General features: G+C 71.9%; 19 protein-coding genes and 1 pseudogene. 12 read left to right on the top strand and 8 right to left on the bottom strand.

Annotation, left to right across the window (positions count from 1 at the left end; all coding sequences use genetic code 11):
* Window positions 1-34: 34 nt before the first annotated feature.
* The 3 genes from ACFC0G_RS00230 to ACFC0G_RS00220 form a co-directional block, all read right to left on the bottom strand.
* Window positions 35-268, bottom strand: a complete 234-nt coding sequence (locus ACFC0G_RS00230; protein ID WP_376394741.1) for a hypothetical protein — start codon at window positions 266-268, stop codon at window positions 35-37.
* A gap of 63 nt (window positions 269-331) precedes the next feature.
* The gene (locus ACFC0G_RS00225) at window positions 332-1,327 is read right to left on the bottom strand and encodes a DEDDh family exonuclease (protein WP_376394738.1); all 996 of its coding nucleotides are present in this window, start codon (window positions 1,325-1,327) and stop codon (window positions 332-334) included.
* The gene (locus tag ACFC0G_RS00220; protein ID WP_376394735.1) at window positions 1,324-2,001 is read right to left on the bottom strand and encodes a TetR/AcrR family transcriptional regulator; all 678 of its coding nucleotides are present in this window, start codon (window positions 1,999-2,001) and stop codon (window positions 1,324-1,326) included. Before ACFC0G_RS00220 ends, ACFC0G_RS00225 begins: the two co-directional genes overlap by 4 nt.
* 108 nt (window positions 2,002-2,109) lie before the next feature.
* Between ACFC0G_RS00220 and ACFC0G_RS00215 the strand changes: the two genes are divergently transcribed.
* From ACFC0G_RS00215 to ACFC0G_RS00180, 8 genes and pseudogenes are all read left to right on the top strand, one after another.
* The gene (locus tag ACFC0G_RS00215; protein WP_376394732.1) at window positions 2,110-2,907 is read left to right on the top strand and encodes an acetoacetate decarboxylase family protein; all 798 of its coding nucleotides are present in this window, start codon (window positions 2,110-2,112) and stop codon (window positions 2,905-2,907) included.
* Window positions 2,907-3,788 (top strand): annotated as a pseudogene (locus ACFC0G_RS00210) (SDR family NAD(P)-dependent oxidoreductase); the annotation flags it as partial. The gene ACFC0G_RS00215 and the pseudogene ACFC0G_RS00210, both read left to right, overlap by 1 nt.
* 82 nt (window positions 3,789-3,870) lie before the next feature.
* Window positions 3,871-5,157, top strand: a complete 1,287-nt coding sequence (locus tag ACFC0G_RS00205; protein WP_376394730.1) for an amidohydrolase family protein — start codon at window positions 3,871-3,873, stop codon at window positions 5,155-5,157.
* Window positions 5,154-6,380, top strand: coding sequence for an amidohydrolase family protein (locus tag ACFC0G_RS00200; RefSeq protein WP_376394727.1), 1,227 nt, complete (start codon window positions 5,154-5,156; stop codon window positions 6,378-6,380). The genes ACFC0G_RS00205 and ACFC0G_RS00200 overlap by 4 nt, the downstream gene beginning before the upstream one ends.
* 24 nt (window positions 6,381-6,404) lie before the next feature.
* Window positions 6,405-7,142 (top strand): VIT family protein, encoded by a 738-nt coding sequence (locus tag ACFC0G_RS00195; RefSeq protein WP_376394724.1) that lies wholly within the window; start codon window positions 6,405-6,407, stop codon window positions 7,140-7,142.
* Window positions 7,143-7,245: 103 nt separating this feature from the next.
* Window positions 7,246-8,127 carry a sterol desaturase family protein gene (locus tag ACFC0G_RS00190; RefSeq protein ID WP_376394721.1) on the top strand — a complete coding sequence of 294 codons (882 nt, stop codon included), beginning with the start codon at window positions 7,246-7,248 and terminating at the stop codon, window positions 8,125-8,127.
* Window positions 8,124-8,795 carry a lysoplasmalogenase gene (locus ACFC0G_RS00185; protein ID WP_376394718.1) on the top strand — a complete coding sequence of 224 codons (672 nt, stop codon included), beginning with the start codon at window positions 8,124-8,126 and terminating at the stop codon, window positions 8,793-8,795. Before ACFC0G_RS00190 ends, ACFC0G_RS00185 begins: the two co-directional genes overlap by 4 nt.
* Before the next feature lie 18 nt (window positions 8,796-8,813).
* Window positions 8,814-9,857: a zinc-dependent alcohol dehydrogenase family protein gene (locus ACFC0G_RS00180; protein ID WP_376394716.1), complete on the top strand. Its 1,044-nt coding sequence runs from the start codon at window positions 8,814-8,816 to the stop codon at window positions 9,855-9,857.
* A gap of 108 nt (window positions 9,858-9,965) precedes the next feature.
* Here ACFC0G_RS00180 and ACFC0G_RS00175 read toward each other — a convergent pair whose 3' ends face one another.
* Both ACFC0G_RS00175 and ACFC0G_RS00170 read right to left on the bottom strand, forming a co-directional pair.
* Window positions 9,966-11,267 carry a CoA transferase gene (locus ACFC0G_RS00175; RefSeq protein ID WP_376394713.1) on the bottom strand — a complete coding sequence of 434 codons (1,302 nt, stop codon included), beginning with the start codon at window positions 11,265-11,267 and terminating at the stop codon, window positions 9,966-9,968.
* Between the two features lie 85 nt (window positions 11,268-11,352).
* Entirely contained in the window at window positions 11,353-12,894 is a 1,542-nt protein-coding gene (locus ACFC0G_RS00170; RefSeq protein WP_376394710.1) for a S8 family serine peptidase, read from the bottom strand.
* Between the two features lie 273 nt (window positions 12,895-13,167).
* Between ACFC0G_RS00170 and ACFC0G_RS00165 the strand changes: the two genes are divergently transcribed.
* From ACFC0G_RS00165 to moaA, 3 genes are all read left to right on the top strand, one after another.
* Window positions 13,168-13,542: a DUF485 domain-containing protein gene (locus tag ACFC0G_RS00165; RefSeq protein WP_376394707.1), complete on the top strand. Its 375-nt coding sequence runs from the start codon at window positions 13,168-13,170 to the stop codon at window positions 13,540-13,542.
* Window positions 13,539-15,179 carry a cation acetate symporter gene (locus ACFC0G_RS00160; protein ID WP_376394704.1) on the top strand — a complete coding sequence of 547 codons (1,641 nt, stop codon included), beginning with the start codon at window positions 13,539-13,541 and terminating at the stop codon, window positions 15,177-15,179. Before ACFC0G_RS00165 ends, ACFC0G_RS00160 begins: the two co-directional genes overlap by 4 nt.
* A gap of 165 nt (window positions 15,180-15,344) precedes the next feature.
* Window positions 15,345-16,334, top strand: a complete 990-nt coding sequence (gene moaA / locus ACFC0G_RS00155) for a GTP 3',8-cyclase MoaA (RefSeq protein ID WP_376394701.1) — start codon at window positions 15,345-15,347, stop codon at window positions 16,332-16,334.
* A gap of 67 nt (window positions 16,335-16,401) precedes the next feature.
* Here moaA and ACFC0G_RS00150 read toward each other — a convergent pair whose 3' ends face one another.
* Window positions 16,402-16,617, bottom strand: a complete 216-nt coding sequence (locus ACFC0G_RS00150) for a hypothetical protein (RefSeq protein WP_376394698.1) — start codon at window positions 16,615-16,617, stop codon at window positions 16,402-16,404.
* 182 nt (window positions 16,618-16,799) lie between these two features.
* Window positions 16,800-17,144: a DUF3099 domain-containing protein gene (locus tag ACFC0G_RS00145; RefSeq protein ID WP_376394695.1), complete on the bottom strand. Its 345-nt coding sequence runs from the start codon at window positions 17,142-17,144 to the stop codon at window positions 16,800-16,802.
* 170 nt (window positions 17,145-17,314) lie between these two features.
* On the opposite strand from ACFC0G_RS00145, the gene ACFC0G_RS00140 reads away from it, so the two are divergent.
* The gene (locus tag ACFC0G_RS00140) at window positions 17,315-17,590 is read left to right on the top strand and encodes a GlsB/YeaQ/YmgE family stress response membrane protein (protein WP_376394692.1); all 276 of its coding nucleotides are present in this window, start codon (window positions 17,315-17,317) and stop codon (window positions 17,588-17,590) included.
* Between the two features lie 102 nt (window positions 17,591-17,692).
* Here the strand turns inward: ACFC0G_RS00140 and tyrS are convergent, their stop codons facing one another.
* Window positions 17,693-18,967: a tyrosine--tRNA ligase gene (gene tyrS, locus ACFC0G_RS00135; protein ID WP_376394690.1), complete on the bottom strand. Its 1,275-nt coding sequence runs from the start codon at window positions 18,965-18,967 to the stop codon at window positions 17,693-17,695.
* Window positions 18,968-18,974: the final 7 nt, after the last annotated feature.

Genomic DNA, 18,974 nt, shown 5'->3' with positions numbered 1-18,974 from the left:
GGCCGACTCGGAGGCCGACCCCAGGATCGTTTCCTCACACCCTGTCGACGATGCCCACCTTTCCCTCCGCGCGGGCGCAGTGGGCGCCGCAGAACCAGCTGCCCTCGACCTCGACGCCCTGTCCGATGATCTGGACGCGGCAGTGCTCGCAGATGGGCGCCATGCGGTGGATGGCGCAGGAGAAACAGTCGAAGACGTGAATCGCACCCTGGGCATGAACCTCGAAGGACATGCCGTAATCGTTTCCGCAGACCTCACAACGTGCCATGCGCCACAGGGTGGAGCGCCCGGCGGGCGGGCGCAGCGAGGCACGCCCACCCGGCCCCGCGCGTCACCCGTCTGCCGGGGCCACGTCCCGCAGCAGCTGCGTGTAGGCCGCCTCGTCGACGACCGGCGTCCCGAAGGACTTCGCCTTCAGCGTCTTGGAGGTGTGCGCGTCGGGGTCGTTCGTGACGAGGAGGCTCGTCAGCCGGGAGACGCTCGTGGCGACGTGGAGCCCGGCGTCGACCGTGCGGTCCTCCAGGAGCTCGCGGTCGACGGAGGTGTCGCCGGAGAAGGCCACCCGCATGCCCTGCTTGAGGGGGCGGTCCTTCTCGTACCGCCCGGGGTTGGGGTACGGGCAGGCCGGGCGCTTCCGGGAGGGGCGCCAGCTGTTCATGCGGTACGCGGAGGACGACGACGGGTACGAGCCCTGGTGGCCGACCCGGGGCTGCGCGGGGGCCCCGGCCCACTCCGTCAGCGGCCGGCACTCCAGGAGCGGCAGCCGGACGTTCCGCTCGGCCGCCGTGTGCAGGCTCGGCCGGAACGCCTCGGCGAGGACCCGCGCGTCGTCCAGCGCGTTGTGCGCGCGCTGCTGGACGACGCCGAAGTGCGCGGCGAGCGACTCCAGCTTGTGGTTGGGCAGCGGCAGCGACAGCTCCTTGGCGAGCGCGATCGTGCACAGCCGCTGGCGCACCGGCGCGGCCGACTCCGCGCGCGCGTACTCCCTGGCGATCATCTGCCAGTCGAACATCGCGTTGTGCGCGACCAGGACCCGGCCGTCGAGCCGGGCCGCGAACTCCGCCGCGATCTCCGGGAAGAGCGGCGCGCCCTCCAGGACGTCGGTGGTCAGCCCGTGGATCCAGACGGGACCGGGGTCGCGCTCGGGGTTGACGAGCGTGTACCAGTGGTCCTCGACGTTCCCCTGGGCGTCCAGCCGGTAGACGGCAGCCGACACTATCCGGTCGTCGCGGGCGAGGCCGGTGGTCTCCACGTCGACGACCGCGTACCCCTGTGGGTAGGCGGCCGGCCACGTCGCTGCTGTCGTACGGTCGTCGAGCATGGTCAATGAGAATACGGCCCGCGACCGACAGTGCCGTCCCCGGTGTCCCCGCCGGTCCCGCCGGCGGGGGTGAGCAGACCGTCCACCAGGGCCCGTACGGAGTCGACGAAGAGGGCCTCCGTGTCGATCGGCGCGGCCAGGGCGCGGGCCAGCTCGGGGTCGGCCTCGGCGGTCTCCTCGCGCCACAGCTCCTCCTCGGCGGGGGACTGGGCGGGGGCCCGCTCGCGGTTGCGCTCGACCAGCACGTACCCGACGACCTGGAACTGCAGCGCGCGGACGGCCCGCGCCGCGTGCGCCCCGCGCAGCCCCGCCGCGTGGGCCTCGTGGACCAGGGCGCGCTGGGCCGGCAGGAACATCCGCTCCGTCAGGCCCCGTTCGTGGACCATCGCCACCAGGTGCGGGCGCTCGCGCAGGGCGCGGCGGAGCGCGCGGGCGACCGAGACGATCCGCTCGGCGGGGTTCGTCCCGCGCGGGCGGATCGTGCCGAGATCGGTGACCGTACGGGTGACGAGCGCGTCGAGGAGCGACTCGCGGTTGCCGACGTGCCAGTAGATCGAGGTGACCGCCGTGCCCAGCTCGGCGGCGAGCCTGCGCATGGTCAGGGCGCCCGGCCCGTGCTCCCTCACCAGGGCGGCCGCGGTGTCCAGGACTTCGTCGCGGCTCAGCGCCGAGCGTGCCATCGCTTCCCCCAACTCCTCTGCGTGCACGGGTCTTTACCCTTCATCGGTCACGGTGTAACTGTGTTACAGGCCGAGTGTCCAGCCGACTGTCCCGAAGGGTGGTACGTCATGGCACGAGTACGGTACGGAGCGCGCACCGAGGTCGAGGCCGCCGCGGCCCGCGAGCGGAGCTCCCGCCTCCCCGACATCTGGTCCACCGGAGTGGTCGCCGTCTGGGAGACCGACCCCGACGTCGTCGCGGCGATCCTGCCGCCCCCGCTGAAACCCACCGCACGCCCGCTCGTCCGCGCCAACATCAGCCGGGTCGACCTGCCCGGCTACCCCCTCGGCGCCGGCTCCGTGGCGGTCGCCGCCGCCCACGGCGACCGCGAGGGCTGGTACCCGCTGGTCATGCCGATGACCCACGAGCGCGCCCTGATCGGCGGCCGCGAGGTCTTCGGCGAACCGAAGAAGCTGGGCGAGGTCACGGTCGAGCGCGAAGGGCTCGTCGTCCGCGCGGCCCTCGCCCGGCACGGCATCGCCTTCGTCGAGGTGCGCGGGGCCGTCTCCGGCCCGCTGCCGCTGCCGGAGCCCGTCCAGAAGACCGACTTCTACTTCAAGTTCCTGCCCGGCGTCGACGGCACCGGCTTCGACGGCGACCCCGTCCTCGTCCACTGCGTCCGCAACGAGAAGGTGCGGAAGCTGGAGCGGGTCACCGGTGACGTGATCCTGCGCGAGTCCATGTACGACCCGGTGGCCGACCTCCCCGTACGCCGGCTCGTCGAGATCACGATCGGCGAGAAGACCACCGACCAGCGGGGCACGGTCGCCGAGCGCGTCTCCGCGCAGGCGCTGCTGCCCTACATCCACCAGCGGTACGACGACCCGCTGCAGATCCTCGACGGCCCCCCGGAAGGAAGTGTCTGATGGAGCTGCGCGCGGGACAGGTCGCCGTCGTCACCGGCGCGGCGAGCGGCATCGGGCGCGCCATGGCCCGCCGCTTCGCCGCCGAGGGCATGGCCGTCGTCCTCGGGGACGTCGAGCCGGGCGCGCTCGCGGAGGCCGCCGACGAGCTGATGGAGGGCGGGGCGCAGGTCCTCGCCCGGACGGTCGACGTCTCCGACCCCGACGAGGTCCGGGCGTTCGCGGAGGCGGCGTTCGACACCTTCGGAGCGGTCCACGTCCTCTGCAACAACGCCGGCGTCGGCTCCGGCGCCGAGGGCCGGATGTGGGAGCACGAGCCGAACGACTGGAAGTGGGCGTTCTCCGTCAACGTCTGGGGCGTCTTCCACGGCATCCAGGCCTTCGTCCCCCGCATGATCGCGAGCGGCGAGCCCGGCCACGTCGTCAACACCTCCTCCGCCGACGGCGGCATCGCCCCCCTGCCCACCGCCTCCGTGTACGCGGTCACCAAGGCGGCCGTCGTCACCATGACCGAGTCGCTCTACGCCCACCTCCGGGCCGAGCACGCGCGCGTGGGCGCCTCCGTGCTCTTCCCCGGCCCGCACATGCTCCGCACCGGCCTGTGGGAGTCGCACCGCAACCGGCCCGAGCGGTTCGCCAAGGAGCGCCCGCGGAAGACGCCGTACCGCAGCCTCGACCAGTGGGAGGCCGCGATGAAGGAGGCGGGGCAGGAGATCGCCTTCACCCCGGTGGAGGAGGTCGCCGAGCTGGTCGTCGACGGCATCCGCGCCGACCGGTTCTGGATGCTGCCGGAGAGCGAGCACAGCGACGGCCAGATCCGGGCGCGCTCGCGGTCGATGCTCGACCGCGCCAACCCGGCGTACCTGGAGAGCTTCATCCTCGACCGGGCCCCGGCCCCGGCCAAGGACCGAGAAGGCGACCGAGCCGGCGACCGCCCCGGCGACCGAGACTGAAGGACGCACCGCCATGACGACGTACGAGGATCCGTATCTGATCATCTCCTCCGACTGTCACGCCGGACTGCCCACCGAGCGGTACCGGCCCTATCTGGAGTCCCGCCACCACCGCGCCTTCGACGAGTTCCTCGCCGGGCGCGACGCGCGCCGCGAGGCGATGACCCGCCTCGGCGTACGCAACGAGGCCTTCGCCGACAAGTGGTTCCACGACAACGAGGAGGGCCTGCGCGGCGGCTGGGACGCCGCCCAGCGGCTCAAGGAGCTCGACGGCGACGGGGTCGCCGCCGAGGTCGTCTTCCCCGACGCGGACGCCGTCGACAGCCAGACCGCCGCCCCCTTCGGCGTCGGCCTCGGCCTCTCCGGCGACCAGGACCCGGTCCTCGGCATGGCCGGCGCGAAGGCGCACAACCGCTGGCTGGCCGAGTTCGTCGGACAGAACCCGCAGCGGCACTGCGGGGTCGCGCTGCTCCCCGTCACCGCCGACCCCGTCGAGGTCGTCGCCGAGATCCACCGGGCCAAGGAGTCCGGGCTCGGCGCGCTCATGATCCCCTCGATGTGGGTGGACAAGGCCCCCTACCACGACCGGCGTTACGACCCGGTGTGGGCGGCCGCCGCCGAGACCGGCATGCCGGTCGTCACCCACTCCGGCGCCGCGCCCCGCGAGGAGTACGGCGACCACCTCGGGATCTACGTCTCCGAGGTCACCTTCTGGCCGGCCAGGCCCCTCTGGTTCCTCCTCTGGTCCGGGGTCTTCGAGCGCCACCCCGGACTGAGGTTCGGCGTCGCCGAGTCCGGCTGCTGGTGGCTGCCCAACCTGCTCTGGTTCATGGACCGGCTCTACCTCGGCGCGCACGGCGGCAAGAAGCTGTCCCCGTTCGCGGAGCTGAAGCGGCCGCCGAGCGAGTACCTGGACCGGCAGGTCTTCATCTGCGCGACCAACACCAAGCGGCGCGAGCTCGCCCAGCGGTACGAGATCGGCGTCGACAACATCCTGTGGGGCTCGGACTTCCCGCACCCGGAGGGGACCTGGCCCGCCACCCGCGCGTGGCTGCGGAACACCTTCCACGACATCCCGGTGGAGGAGACCCGGCGCATGCTCGGGCTTGCGGCGGCGGAGGTCTTCGGATTCGACCTCCCGGCCCTCGAACCGATCGCCCGCCGGATCGGTCCCACCCCCGCCGAGCTCGGCCAGCCGGCCGACCAGACGGCCGTGGAGGCGTCCTGGGCGCGCTCCCGCGAGGTCGGCCGCCACTGGCTGACGGAGCACGACTTCCCGGTCCTGGGCGTGACGTCATGACGGACCGCTACACGGTGATCTCCGCCGACTGCCACGCCGGCGCCGACCTCCTCGACTACCGGCCGTACCTGGAGAAGAGGCACCACGAGGCCTTCGACGCCTGGGCGGCCGGCTACGTCAACCCGTACGAGGACCTGCTCGCCGACACCGCCGACCGCAACTGGAACTCGCAGCGCCGCCTGCGGGAGCTGGAGGCCGACGGGATCGTCGCCGAGGTCGTCTTCCCGAACACCATCCCGCCGTTCTTCCCGTCCGCCTCCCTGATGGCCCCGGCGCCGACCCGCGAGGAGTACGAGCTCCGCTGGGCGGGCCTGCGCGCGCACAACCGCTGGCTCGCCGACTTCTGCGCGGACGCGCCGGGCCGCAGGGCGGGCGTCGCGCAGATCCTCCTCAACGACGTCGACGAGGCCGTACGCGAGATCCGCCGCGTCAAGGAGGCCGGACTGACCGGCGGGATCCTGCTGCCCGGCGCCCCGCCCGGCAGCGGCGTGCCCGAGCTGTACTCGGAGGCGTACGACCCGATCTGGGCCGTCTGCGCGGAGCTGGACGTGCCGGTCAATCACCACGGCGGCTCGGCCTCGCCGCCGCTCGGCGACGAACCGGCGGCCCGGGCCGTCTTCATGGTGGAGACGACCTGGTTCTCCCACCGGGCCCTGTGGCACCTCGTGTTCGGCGGCGCGTTCCGTCGCCACCCGGACCTCAAGCTGGTCCTGACGGAACAGGGCTCCGGCTGGATCCCCGGGGTCATGGACATGCTGGACTACTACCACGGACGGCTGGTCGCCGCTGCCTCGCGGGCCACCACCGCCGAGTCCAAGTTCGGCGCCGGGCTCGCGGAGTCCATGAGCAAGGGCCCCAGCGAGGTCTGGCGCGACAACTGCTTCGTCGGCGCGAGCTTCATGCGCCCGCACGAGGTGCCGCTGCGCCACCGGATCGGCCTCGACAAGATCATGTGGGGCAGCGACTACCCGCACGACGAGGGCACCACGCCGTACTCCCGCGAAGGCCTCCGCATCGCCTACGCGGGCGTGCCGAGGGAGGAGGTCGCCGCCATGGTCGGGGGCAACGCCGCCCGCGTCTACGGCTTCGACCTCGCGCTCCTCGACCCCCTCGCCGCCGTCCACGGCCCGGAGGTCGCGGAGATCGCCACGCCCCTGGAGAAGATCCCGGAGGAGGCGACCAGCCCGGCCTTCGCCCCGGGCGGGTCGGTCCGCGTCTGGTGAACCGCCGGGTGCGAACCTCCTGACGTGACCGCACCCGCAGCATCCGACGACGTACCCGACGCAGCGCACGACGAGGCCCACGGCGGAGCCCTCGGCTCCCGTCTCAACTGGCTCCGGGCCGCCGTGCTCGGAGCCAACGACGGAGTCGTCTCCACCGCGGGCCTCGTCGTGGGCGTCGCGGGTGCCACGGAGTCCCAGGCGGCCCTGCTCACCGCCGGCCTCGCGGGGCTGCTCGCCGGGTCGATGTCGATGGCGGCGGGGGAGTACGTCTCCGTCTCCACCCAGCGAGACTCGGAGGAGGCCGCGCTCGCCCAGGAGAAGCGCGAACTGCGCGAGCGGCCGGAGGCCGAACTGGACGAGCTGACCGGGCTCCTGGCCGCCCGCGGGCTCTCCTCGGACGTGGCCCGCGAGGCCGCCGAGCAGCTCACCGAGCGCGACGCCCTGCGCGCCCACGCGCGCGTGGAGCTGGGCATCGACCCCGACGCCCTCACCAACCCCTGGCACGCGGCCGGCGCCAGCTTCCTCGCCTTCACCGTCGGCGCCCTGCTCCCCCTCCTCGCGATCGTCCTGCCGCCGGCCCCGGCCCGCCTCTGGGTCACGGTCGCGTCCGTCCTGGCGGCCCTCACCCTCACCGGCTGGTGGAGCGCCCGCCTCGGCAGCGCCCCCGCGGGCCGCGCGATCCTCCGCAACGTCGGCGGCGGCGCGCTCGCGATGGCGGTCACGTACCTCGCGGGCTCGCTCCTCGGCGCCACCGGGCTCTGACAGGCTTGTCAGAAGGTGCCAAAGCTTGCTGACAAGCCGTCTCGCATACTTGTTGGTAACAACGTCTAGCGGGCCCCCGCCCGCCCCGCCTACCGTCGACGGCATGCCGAACCTGCCCGATGTCGTGCTCTGGTCCATACCGGCGTTCGTCCTGCTCACCGTCCTGGAGATGGTCAGCCACCGCATCCACCCCGACGAGGACGCCGCCGGGTACGAGACCAAGGACGCCGCCACCAGCCTCGGCATGGGGATCGGGAGCCTCGCCTTCGACGCGCTGTGGAAGATCCCCGTGGTCGCGATCTACACCGCCGTCTACGAGCTCACCCCGCTCCGCGTCCCCGTCCTGTGGTGGACGATCCCGCTGATGCTGCTCGCACAGGACTTCCTCTACTACTGGCAGCACCGCGGACACCACGTCATCCGCATCCTCTGGGCCTGCCACGTCGTCCACCACAGCAGCCGCAAGTTCAACCTCACCACCGCCCTGCGCCAGCCGTGGACCAGCGTGACCGGCTGGCCGTTCTACCTGCCGATGATCGCCCTCGGCGTGCACCCGGCGGCCGTCGCCTTCTGCTACTCGATCAATCTCGTCTACCAGTTCTGGATCCACACCGAGCGCGTCGGGAAGCTGCCCCGGCCCTTCGAGTACGTCCTCAACACGCCCTCGCACCACCGCGTCCACCACGCCTCCCAGGGCGGCTACCTGGACCGGAACTTCGGCGGGATCCTCATCGTCTGGGACCGGATGTTCGGCTCCTGGGTCGGCGAGACCGACCGGCCCGTCTACGGCCTCACCAAGAACATCGAGACGTACAACCCGCTGCGCGTCGCCACCCACGAGTACGCCGCCATCGCCCGCGACGTCCGCTCGGCGAGCGACTGGCGCGAGCGGGCCGGCCGGGTCTTCCGCGGCCCCGGCTGGCAGCCGGGAGCCCCCTCGCCCAAGCCCCCGCAGACCGGTGCCGCGCCGGAGGCCGCCGCGTGAGCGCCGCCCCGACGGCCGTCCCCGCCGCCTCGCCCTCCTCGACCGTCTCCCGCGTGCTGCTCGCCGCCTTCGGCCTCGCCGCCGCCGTCGACCTGGTCTCCCTCCTCGCCGGCGCCGAGCTCGGCCACCAGCTCGCCAAACCGCTCCTGATGCCCCTGCTCGCCGCGTACGCCGTCACCCGGGGCGCCCCGAAGCTCCTCGTCGCCGCGCTCCTCTTCGGCTGGGGCGGCGACGTCTTCCTGCTCTCCGACGCCGACTGGGCCTTCCTCGTCGGCATGGGCTCCTTCGCCGGCGGACACGTCTGCTACCTGGTCCTCTTCGGCCGACGGCGTACGTCGCCGCTCCTCGGCGCCGCATACGCGGCCGCCCTCGTCGGCACCGTCGCGCTCCTCTGGCCCGACCTCCCCGCCGACCTGCGGATTCCCGTCGCCGGGTACTCGCTCCTGCTCGCCGCGACGGCCTACCGCGCGAGCGCCCTCGGGCGCGTCGCCGGCGTCGGCGGCGCGCTGTTCCTGCTGTCCGACACCCTCATCGCCACCGGCGTCGCCGAGTGGCCCCAGCTGCCGGCCCCCGACTTCTGGGTCATGCTGACCTACATCGCGGCGCAGTACCTGCTGACCGCGGGAGTGCTCTCCGCGATGTACGGTGAACGTCGTACAACTGTCTGACAGCAAGGACCGCCCCCCATGCGCGCCACCACCATCCACGCCCCGTTCGACATGCGCGTGGAGGACGTGCCCGACCCGGTGATCCAGGACTCCACCGATGTCGTCCTGCGCGTCCTGCGCGCCTGCATCTGCGGCAGCGACCTGTGGGCCTACCGCGGAGAGTCGGCCCGGAAGCCCGGCCAGCGCATCGGCCACGAGTTCCTCGGCATCGTCGAGGCGGCCGGCTCCGACGTCACCGGCTTCGCCGCCGGCGACCTCGTCGTCGCCCCCTTCGTCTGGTCCGACGGCACCTGCGAGTACTGCGCCGAGGGCCTCCAGACCTCCTGCCCGCGCGGCGGCTTCTGGGGCTCGGTCGGCTCCGACGGCGGCCAGGGCGAGGCCGTCCGCGTCCCCTTCGCCGACGGCACGCTCGTCAAGCTCCCCGCCGACGCCGCCTCCGACGACCACCTGCTGACCGCGCTGCTCGCCCTCTCCGACGTCATGGGCACCGGCCACCACGCCGCCCTCGGCGCCGGCGTGACGCGGGGCTCCACCGTCGCGGTCGTCGGCGACGGCGCCGTCGGCCTCTGCGGCGTCCTCGCCGCCAAGCGCCTCGGCGCCGAGCGGATCATCGCCCTCGGCCGGCACACCGCCCGGACCGACATCGCCCGCGCCTTCGGCGCCACCGACGTCGTCGCCGAGCGCGGCGAGGCGGCCGAGGCCGCCGTCCGCGAACTCACCGGCGGCCAGGGCGCCCACGCCGTCATCGAGGCCGTCGGCACCGAGCAGTCCATGCGGACCGCCGTCGCCATCGCCCGCGACGGCGGCTCCATCGGCTACGTCGGCGTCCCGCACGGCAGCGGCACCGGCCTCGACCTGTCCGTCATGTTCGACCGGAACATCGCGCTGCGCGGCGGCGTCGCGCCCGTCCGCGCGTACATCCCGGAGCTGCTCCCGGACGTCCTCGACGGCACCATCGACCCGTCCCCGGTCTTCGACCTGACCGTCGGCCTCGATGGCGTCCCCGGCGGCTACCAGGCCATGGACGAGCGCACGGCCCTGAAGGTCCTGGTCAAGCCGTAGTCGGCCGGCCGGGGGTGTGCCCGCCTCGGCTTCACCACCGAGCAGGTGCGCCGCCGGCCCGTGCCTCCCGGCCCGCGCTCGGCCCGCGCCTCCCGGCCCGCCCGCCCGTCAGCCCCCGGCCCACTCCGGCGCGTCCGCTCCCGCGACGCCCGGGGGCCGGGACCAGCCCGCCGGGCCGCCCTCGTACGAGACCGGCGACAGCGCGTGCCGCAGCCGTCCCAGCGGGCCGTCCGTCTCGGTGACGTACCGCCCGGGCTCGTACCGGGGCAGCGAGTGCGTCAGCCAGTGCCCCGTCTGCGCGAGCGCGAGCCGTACGAGCCGGGTGCCGCCGTCCCGGTCCTGCTCGGTCAGCGAGCGCAGCACCGCCGCGGCGAGCAGATAGCCCGTGCCGTGGTCCAGGGCCTGCGCCGGCAGCGCGCCCGGCTCCTCCGCCGAGCCCTCGGTCACGGCGATCCCGGTCGCCACCTGCACCAGACTGTCGAAGCCGCGCCGCCCGCCCCAGGGGCCGTAGTCGCCCCAGGCGGACAGCCGGGCGGTCACCAGACCCGGCCGGTCCAGGTCGAACCGGTCGAGCGCGCCCGGCCGGTAGCCGGTGACCAGCACGTCCGCGGAGTCGAGGAGCTCGCCCAAGGCGCGCCGGCCCGAGGGGCTGTCCAGGTCGACGGCGGAGGTCCGCTTCCCGACACCCGTCTCCGCGTGCTGGTCCGGCAGTTCGGGGTTGCCCGGCGGGTCGATCCGCAGCACGTCCGCGCCGAGCAGCGCCAGCGTCCGGGTCGCGACGGGACCGGCGATCACCCGGGTCATATCGAGCACCCGCAGGGGACCCGAGCGGCGCCGCGGCGGGGCGTCGTCGAGCCGCTCCCGGGTCAGCAGCGGCCGCGCCGCCACCTCCCGGCCCTGCTCGCTCGCGGCCCACTCGCCGGGCGTGCGCAGGGCGACGGCCAGGCCCCCGGCCGCGTACACCGCGCTCTCCACCTCGACGGCCTTCCGCTCCCCGATCGCCGCCGCGACGGCCTCCACCGACTCGGTCGGGACGCCGAGCGCGGCGAGCAACGCCGCCCGGTGGTGCGGGTAGTTGGCATGAGTACGGACCCAGCCGTCCGCCGCCCGCCAGAACCGCGACAGCGGCGCGAAGTTCACCGGCGCCCGCCCGTCGACCCGCAGGTGCCGCTCGCTCACGAAGGCGGTGGCGACGGCCCCGTCGTCCACCCGCACGGGCCCCGGAAGGCCGGCGTGCTCCACGGCGGCGAGCGAGCAGGCCGCCACCGTCGCCCGGGCCAGGTCCATCACGGGCAGCCGCGCGGGCAGCAGCCCCGAGGTCCCTCCGTACTCCACCCGGTCGACCAGGGCGGGATCGCCGCCGAGCGCCGACCAGAGCAACTCCGTACCGGAACGCACTGTGTTGTCCATGAAGGCACTATGGCACTCAGTGCCATGCGAAAGGGCCCCGATGCGGCACACCGCACCAGGGCCCTCCGTCACGCACACGCGATGACTACCGGCGAACGGCGTCCAGCGCGTCGATCAGACCGGCTCCGTAGAAGCCGTTCTTGTTCTTGCCACCCTCGCAGACGGCGTCGATCTTGCCGTCGCCCTCGATGTCGTACGGGTTGGTGCAGGCGCGGTCGTCGGCCTGCGCGTACAGCAGCGCCTTGAGGGCCGCCGGGCTCGCGTAGGGGTGCGTCGACTTGATCAGCGCGAGGACGCCCGCCGCGTGCGGCGAGGCCATCGACGTGCCGGCCTTGTAGTTGTAGCCGCCGTCGACCGTGGTCGACAGGATGCGGCCGTTGACCGCCGGGGCGTCCGGCGTCTGGTACTCGGTGCGGTCACCGCCGGGGGCGGCGATGTCGATCACGCCGAGACCGTAGTTGGAGTAGGACGCCTTGAGGTCCTTGGCTCCGGTCGCGGAGACCGTGACGACGCCCGGCAGCTGGGCCGGGTAGTCGAAGCACTCCTTCGGGTCGATGACCCGGTCGCCCGGCGTGGTGTCGTTCGGGCTGCTGTTGTCGACGATCGAGTCGGCCGCGAGGTCGAACTTCGAGTTGCCGGCCGCCGCGACGTTGACCGTGCCCTTGCGCTCCGCGTAGCGGGTCGCACGGGTGACCGCCTCGATGAGGGCCTTCTGGTCCTCGTCGGTCTTGCAGGCGAACATCCACGGGTCGGTGTAGTAGCTGTTGTTCGTGATGTCGACGCCGTGCTCGGCCGCCCACACGAAGCCGCAGACGACGGCCTCGGTGTAGAAGAAGCCGTCCGGGGTGGACACCTTGATGCCGGAGACCTTGACGCCCGGGGCGACACCGGTGATGCCGATGCCGTTCTTGGCGGCGGCGATCGTGCCGGCGACGTGCGTGCCGTGGTCGCTCTCGCCCGGGTTCGGACGCCACGAGCCGGCGGTGGTGTCCGGCTTGCCGGACACGCAGTTGGCGGAGGCCTTGGCGTCGAAGTTCGGCGCCAGGTCCGGGTGGGTGTCGTCGACACCCGTGTCGATGACGCCGACGGTGACGCGCTTGCTGCCGAGCGTCTTCTGGTGGGCCTTGTCGGCCTTGATCGCCGGGAGGTCCCACTGCAGGGGCTCCAGCGGGTCCTGCTCGTCCGTCGCCTTGGCGGCGGCGGCCTTCGCCTCGGCCGCGGAGAGCGACTGCGCGCCCTCGTCGACGGCGTCGTCGGACTGGACGGAGAGCGGGGCGGTACGGGTCGAACCGACCGACGCCACGCCACGGGCCTGACGAACCGTCTTCGCGAACTCGGGGTTCTGCGAGTGGACGACTATCACGCCTATCTGGTCGTACGAGATGACCACCTCGCCGCCCGCGGCGGCGATCGCCTTCTTCACCGAGGCGGCGGTCCAGCGGCCACCCTCGACGTTGACGACGTACGAGAGCTTCGGCCCGTTCGCCGCGGCTACGGCTGCCGCCGGTGCGTCACTCAGCTCCGCGGCGGAGGCGGCGCCGGAAGGCAGGAAGCCGAGCGAGGCCGTGAGCGCGAGACCAGCAGGCAGAGCAAGAGCTCGGCCGCGCCTCGATCCCAGATGAGCCATGGGTTCTCCACATCATCCGTATGTACTGTCCACGCGCGGGTTTACGCGTGAACAGGTGCATGACGAGTGAAGCTATCGCTGATCTTCCTGGTCCTTCAATAAGTTGAGAAGACTTCATGAAGATCTGTTCAAGAAAATCCCCAGCGTGAACCACTTCGCTTCCGGCTCCGTGCCGTTGGGCAGGGGAGGGGCTCCGACCGGAGCCCCCGTTTCCGCACCCCTGGTGAGGCCCCCTTGACCATGCCGCCCGCCCCCGCGTCACGAGGAGATTCCGTGGCTACCGAAGCACCGCCGCCGCCCAGAAACGGAACGGAGACCGACCACGGTCCCGTGCCGCCCACGACGGAGCAGTTCGTCGAGGTGCAGCAAGGCGCGGAGTTCGGCGAACTGCGCCGTACCTACCGCTCCTTCGCCTTCCCCCTCACCCTCGCCTTCATCGCCTGGTACCTGCTCTACGTACTGCTCTCCAACTACGCCGGCGACTTCATGGGCACCAAGGTCTTCGGCAACATCAACGTGGCGCTGGTCCTGGGCCTCGGTCAGTTCCTGACCACCTTCCTCATCGCCTGGCTCTACTCGCGGCACGCCGCGAACCGCCTCGACCCCCGGGCCGAGGCCATCCGGAACCGTTTGGAGGGCGACGCATGAGAACCACCGTCCTGCTCGCGGCGGGCAACGCCACCAGCGAGCACCGACCCCTGATCATCGCCCTCTTCGGGGCCTTCGTCGTCGCCACCCTGGTCATCACCGTCTGGGCCGGCCGCCAGACCCGCAGCGCCGCCGACTTCTACGCCGGCGGCGGCCAGTTCACCGGCTTCCAGAACGGCCTCGCGATCTCCGGCGACTACATGTCCGCCGCGTCCTTCCTCGGCATCAGCGGCGCCATCGCCCTCTACGGCTACGACGGCTTCCTCTACTCGATCGGCTTCCTGGTCGCCTGGCTCGTCGCCCTGCTCCTGGTCGCCGAACCGCTGCGCAACTCCGGCCGGTTCACGATGGGCGACGTCCTCGCCTACCGGATGCGCCAGCGGCCCGTCCGTACCGCCGCCGGCACCTCGACCATCGTCGTCTCGATCTTCTACCTGCTCGCGCAGATGGCCGGCGCGGGCGTCCTCGTCTCGCTGCTGCTCGGCATCACCAGCGACGGCGGCAAGATCGCGATCGTCGCCCTCGTCGGCCTCCTGATGATCGTGTACGTGACCATCGGCGGCATGAAGGGCACCACCTGGGTGCAGATGGTGAAGGCCGTCCTGCTCATCGCGGGCACGCTCCTCATCACCTTCCTCATCCTCCTCAAGTTCCACTTCAACATCTCCGAGCTGCTCGGCGCCGCCGCCACCAACAGCGGCAAGGGCGACGCCTTCCTGAACCCCGGTCTCAAGTACGGGGCCACCGCCCTGTCGAAGCTGGACTTCCTCTCCCTCGGCATCGCGCTCGTCCTCGGCACGGCCGGCCTGCCCCACATCCTGATCCGCTTCTACACGGTGCCGACCGCCCAGGCCGCCCGTAAGTCGGTCAACTGGGCCATCGGCATCATCGGCGCCTTCTACCTGATGACGATCGTCCTCGGCTTCGGCGCCGCCGCCCTGCTCAGCGGCGACACCATCAAGGCGTCCAACAAGGCGGGCAACACGGCGGCCCCGCTCACCGCCCTGGAGGTCGGCGGCGGTGCCGGCTCCACCGGCGGCGCGATCCTCCTCGCCGTCATCTCCGCCGTCGCCTTCGCCACCATCCTCGCCGTCGTCGCGGGTCTGACCTTGGCCTCGTCCTCGTCGTTCGCGCACGACATCTACGCGAACGTGATCAAGCGCGGGAAGGCCACCGAGAAGGAGGAGATGCGGGCCGCCCGCTGGTCGACCGTCCTCATCGGCATCGTGTCGATCGCGCTCGGCGCCCTCGCCCGCGACCTCAACGTCGCCGGCCTGGTCGCCCTGGCCTTCGCGGTCGCCGCCTCCGCCAACCTGCCGACGATCCTCTACTCGCTCTTCTGGAAGCGCTTCACCACCCAGGGCGCGCTCTGGTCGATCTACGGCGGACTGATCTCCTCCGTGGTCCTCGTCCTCTTCTCGCCGGTCGTCTCCGGCGGACCGGCCTCGATGTTCAAGGGCGTGGACTTCCACTGGTTCCCGCTGGAGAACCCGGGCCTCGTCTCCATCCCGCTCGGCTTCCTCCTCGGCTGGCTCGGCTCGCTCCTCTCCAAGGAAGAGCCGGACGCGGGCAAGTACGCGGAGCTGGAGGTCAAGTCGCTCACCGGCGTCGGAGTGGCCGCCGCGGTCAAACACTGACCGGAGAGCAGCGGGTCGTATACGTTCCGCGACCGCCGGACGGCCGCGTCGTAGAGTTCTACGACGCGGCCGCGTCGGTCCTCGTGACAATCTGCCCTGCTCGTTGTCCGCTGCCTCACGTAGTCTCGAACCACACGCCACCACAAGACGGGGAGGGGGCCCACAGTGCTCATCGACACCTATGGCCGTGTGGCCACCGACCTGCGCGTCTCACTGACGGACCGCTGCAATCTGCGCTGCACGTACTGCATGCCGGAAGAGGGCCTCCAGTGGCTCGCCAAGCCGGATCTGCTCACCGACGACGAGATCGTCCGGCTGATCCGTATCGCGGTCACCGACCTCGGCGTCACCGAGGTCCGCTTCACCGGCGGCGAGCCGCTGCTCCGCCCCGGCCTCGTCGGGATCGTCGAGCGCGTCGCCGCCCTGGAGCCCCGCCCCCGGATGTCCCTCACCACCAACGGCATCGGGCTGAAGCGCACCGCGACCGCCCTCAAGGCCGCCGGCCTGGACCGGGTCAACGTCTCCCTGGACACCCTGCGCCCCGAGGTCTTCAAGACCCTCACCCGGCGCGACCGCCACCGGGACGTCATCGACGGCATGGCCGCCGCGCGGGACGCCGGCCTCACCCCGGTGAAGGTCAACGCGGTCCTGATGCCCGGGCTCAACGACGACGAGGCACCCGACCTGCTCGCCTGGGCGATGGAGGAGGGGTACGAGCTCCGCTTCATCGAGCAGATGCCCCTCGACGCCCAGCACGGCTGGAAGCGCGACGGCATGATCACCGCCGGGGACATCCTGGAGTCGCTGCGCACCCGCTTCACCCTGACCGCCGAGGGCGCCGACGAGCGCGGCTCCGCCCCCGCCGAGCGCTGGGTCGTCGACGGCGGACCGCACACGGTCGGCGTCATCGCCTCCGTCACCCGCCCGTTCTGCCGGGCCTGCGACCGCACCCGGCTCACCGCCGACGGACAGGTGCGCACCTGCCTCTTCGCCACCGAGGAGACGGACCTGCGGGCGACGCTCCGCTCGGACGCCCCGGACGACGAGGTCGCGCGGATCTGGAAGCAGGCCATGTGGGGCAAGAAGGCCGGCTCGGGCCTCGACGACCCGAGCTTCCTCCAGCCCGACCGCCCGATGTCGGCGATCGGCGGCTGAGCCGCAAGGCATCGGCCCCGGCCCCGGCCGATAGCGACGCCCGGCCGGGATCAGTCCTCGGCCGGGATCAGCCCTCGACGGGCTCCCACTCGCTCAGCGGGACGACGTCCTTGAGGAATCCCCGCACCCCCAGGAACTGGGAGAGGTGCTCGCGGTGCTCCTCGCACGCGAGCCACGTCTTGCGCCGCTCGGGCGTGTGCAGCTTGGGGTTGTTCCACGCGAGGACCCAGACGGCGTCGACGCGGCAGCCCTTGGCGGAACAGATCGGCTTCTCTTCGCTCACCTGATCATTGTCCAGCAAAGGCGATGCCGGGCAGCCACGGGGGGAGCTGCCCGGCATCGGTCTGTCGCTCCGACGGGGGATGCGGAGCGCGTAGGCAGTATGTCACGGCACATGGGGTCCGAGGCACTGGAACTTCACGATTGATCTGAGCTTTTCTTGAGGTTTCCGGCCACTGTCCGTGATCAGTTCCGGCCGTGCGGAGTCTCTGTTCCAGCGCCCTCCGCCGCCTCCGCAGCGCCCAGCGCGGGGCGCACCGGAGCCGGTACGAAGGTGGAGGGAAGGGACGGAGCCGACTCCCGGCCCGCGTTCGCGATGACCACGGCGACATAGGGGAGCAGGATCCCCAGGGCGAGCGCCACGATCGCCACGTGCCGCTCGACGTTCCACAGCACCGCCGCGGCGATCACGGAGAGCGTTCGGACCGTCATCGAGATGATGTACCGCCGCTGTCGTCCCCGGACGTCGTCCGCGAGCCCTTGACGGGCCCCCGTGATCCGGAAGACCTCGGTTCCGCCACTCTTCGGCATCGCCCGTCCACCACCCACCGGTCATGCCGGACCCTCCCCGGTCCGGACCTCGTTCCACCGTACGCCCGCCCTCCCGCGCCGACGAGACCGGGGCACGGATGGCGGTGCCCGACATGCGCCGAATGGTCGACGGGCCGAAACTGGGCCCACATGCGCAATAGGAGGCGACGATGAGTTGGTTGTGGGCGATCATCGTGGGATTCGTCCTCGGTCTGATCGCGAAGGCGATCCTCCCGGGGAAGCAGCAGATCCCGCTCTGGCTGACGACCGTGTTCGGCATTCTCGGCAGTGTCCTCGGCAACGCGGTCGCGACCTGGATCGGTGTCAACGACACCAAGGGCATCGACTGGACCCGCCACCTGCTCCAGCTGCTCGGCGCCGTCGCCGTGGTCGGCGTGGGCGACATGCTGTGGGTCTCGCTGAAGGGCAACAAGCAGCGGGCGTGACACACCCGGGAAAACCGGGAGGCCCGGTACGGCACATCACGTGCCGTACCGGGCCTCCGGCATGCGGGGCGAGCTTGTGACCTCGGGGCCTGTCCGGCCCCGTCAGCCCTCCGCGCCGGCGAACTCGATCGCCGCCAGGTTCTTCTTGCCGCGCCGCAGCACCAGCCAGCGGCCGTGCAGCAGCTCCTCCGCCGACACCTCGGCGTCCTCGGCGGTGACCTTCACGTTGTTCACGTACGCCCCGCCCTCCTTCACCGTGCGGCGGGCGCCCGACTTGCTCGGCGCGAGCCCGACCTCGGTGAACAGGTCCACGACCTGGCCGAGCTCGGTCACGCGCGCGTGCGGCAGCTCGGACAGGGCGGCGGCCAGCGTCGCCTCGTCCAGCTCGGCCAGGTCGCCCTGCCCGAACAGCGCCTTCGAGGCGTTGATGACGGCCGCGCACTGGTCCGCGCCGTGCACGAGCGCGGTGAGCTCCTCGGCGAGCGCCCGCTGGGCGGCGCGCGCCTGCGGCCGCTCGGCGGTCTGCGCCTCCAGCTCCTCCAGCTCCTCGCGGGACCTGAAGGAGAGGATCCGCATGTACGTCGAGATGTCCCGGTCGTCCACGTTCAGCCAGAACTGGTAGAACGCGTACGGCGTGGTCATCTCCGGGTCCAGCCAGACGGCCCCGCCCTCGGTCTTGCCGAACTTGGTGCCGTCCGCCTTCACCATCAGCGGCGTCGCGAGCGCGTGCACGTCCGCACCCGGCTCCAGGCGGTGGATCAGGTCGAGGCCGGCCACCAGGTTGCCCCACTGGTCCGAGCCGCCCTGCTGGAGGACGCAGCCGTAGCGGCGGTACAGCTCCAGGAAGTCCATGGCCTGGAGCAGCTGGTAGCTGAACTCCGTGTAGCTGATGCCCTGCTCGGACTCCAGGCGCCGCGCGACGGAGTCCTTGGTCAGCATCTTGTTGACCCGGAAGTGCTTGCCGATGTCCCGCAGGAACTCGATCGCCGACAGGCCGGCGGTCCAGTCCAGGTTGTTCACCATGACCGCCGCGTTCTCCCCCTCGAAGGAGAGGAAGGGCTCGATCTGCGAGCGCAGCCGGTTCACCCAGTTCGCGACCGTCTCGGGGTCGTTCAGGGTGCGCTCGGCCGTCGGACGCGGGTCACCGATCTGCCCGGTGGCCCCGCCGACCAGCGCCAGCGGCCGGTGCCCGGCCTGCTGGAGCCGGCGGACGGTGAGGACCTGGACGAGGTGACCGACGTGGAGACTGGCCGCGGTCGGGTCGAAACCGCAATAGAACGTGACGGGACCGTCCGCGAGAGCCTTGCGCAGTGCGTCCTCATCGGTGGACTGGGCGAAGAGCCCACGCCACTTCAGCTCGTCGACGATGTCCGTCACGACCGTC

Origin of the sequence: Streptomyces sp. NPDC056169 (assembly GCF_042268445.1) — a bacterium.
In the GTDB taxonomy this organism is placed as follows: Bacteria; Actinomycetota; Actinomycetes; order Streptomycetales; family Streptomycetaceae; genus Streptomyces.
The sequence above is the reverse complement of the archived record's forward strand: the minus strand, read 5'-3'. Positions and strand labels throughout refer to the sequence as shown.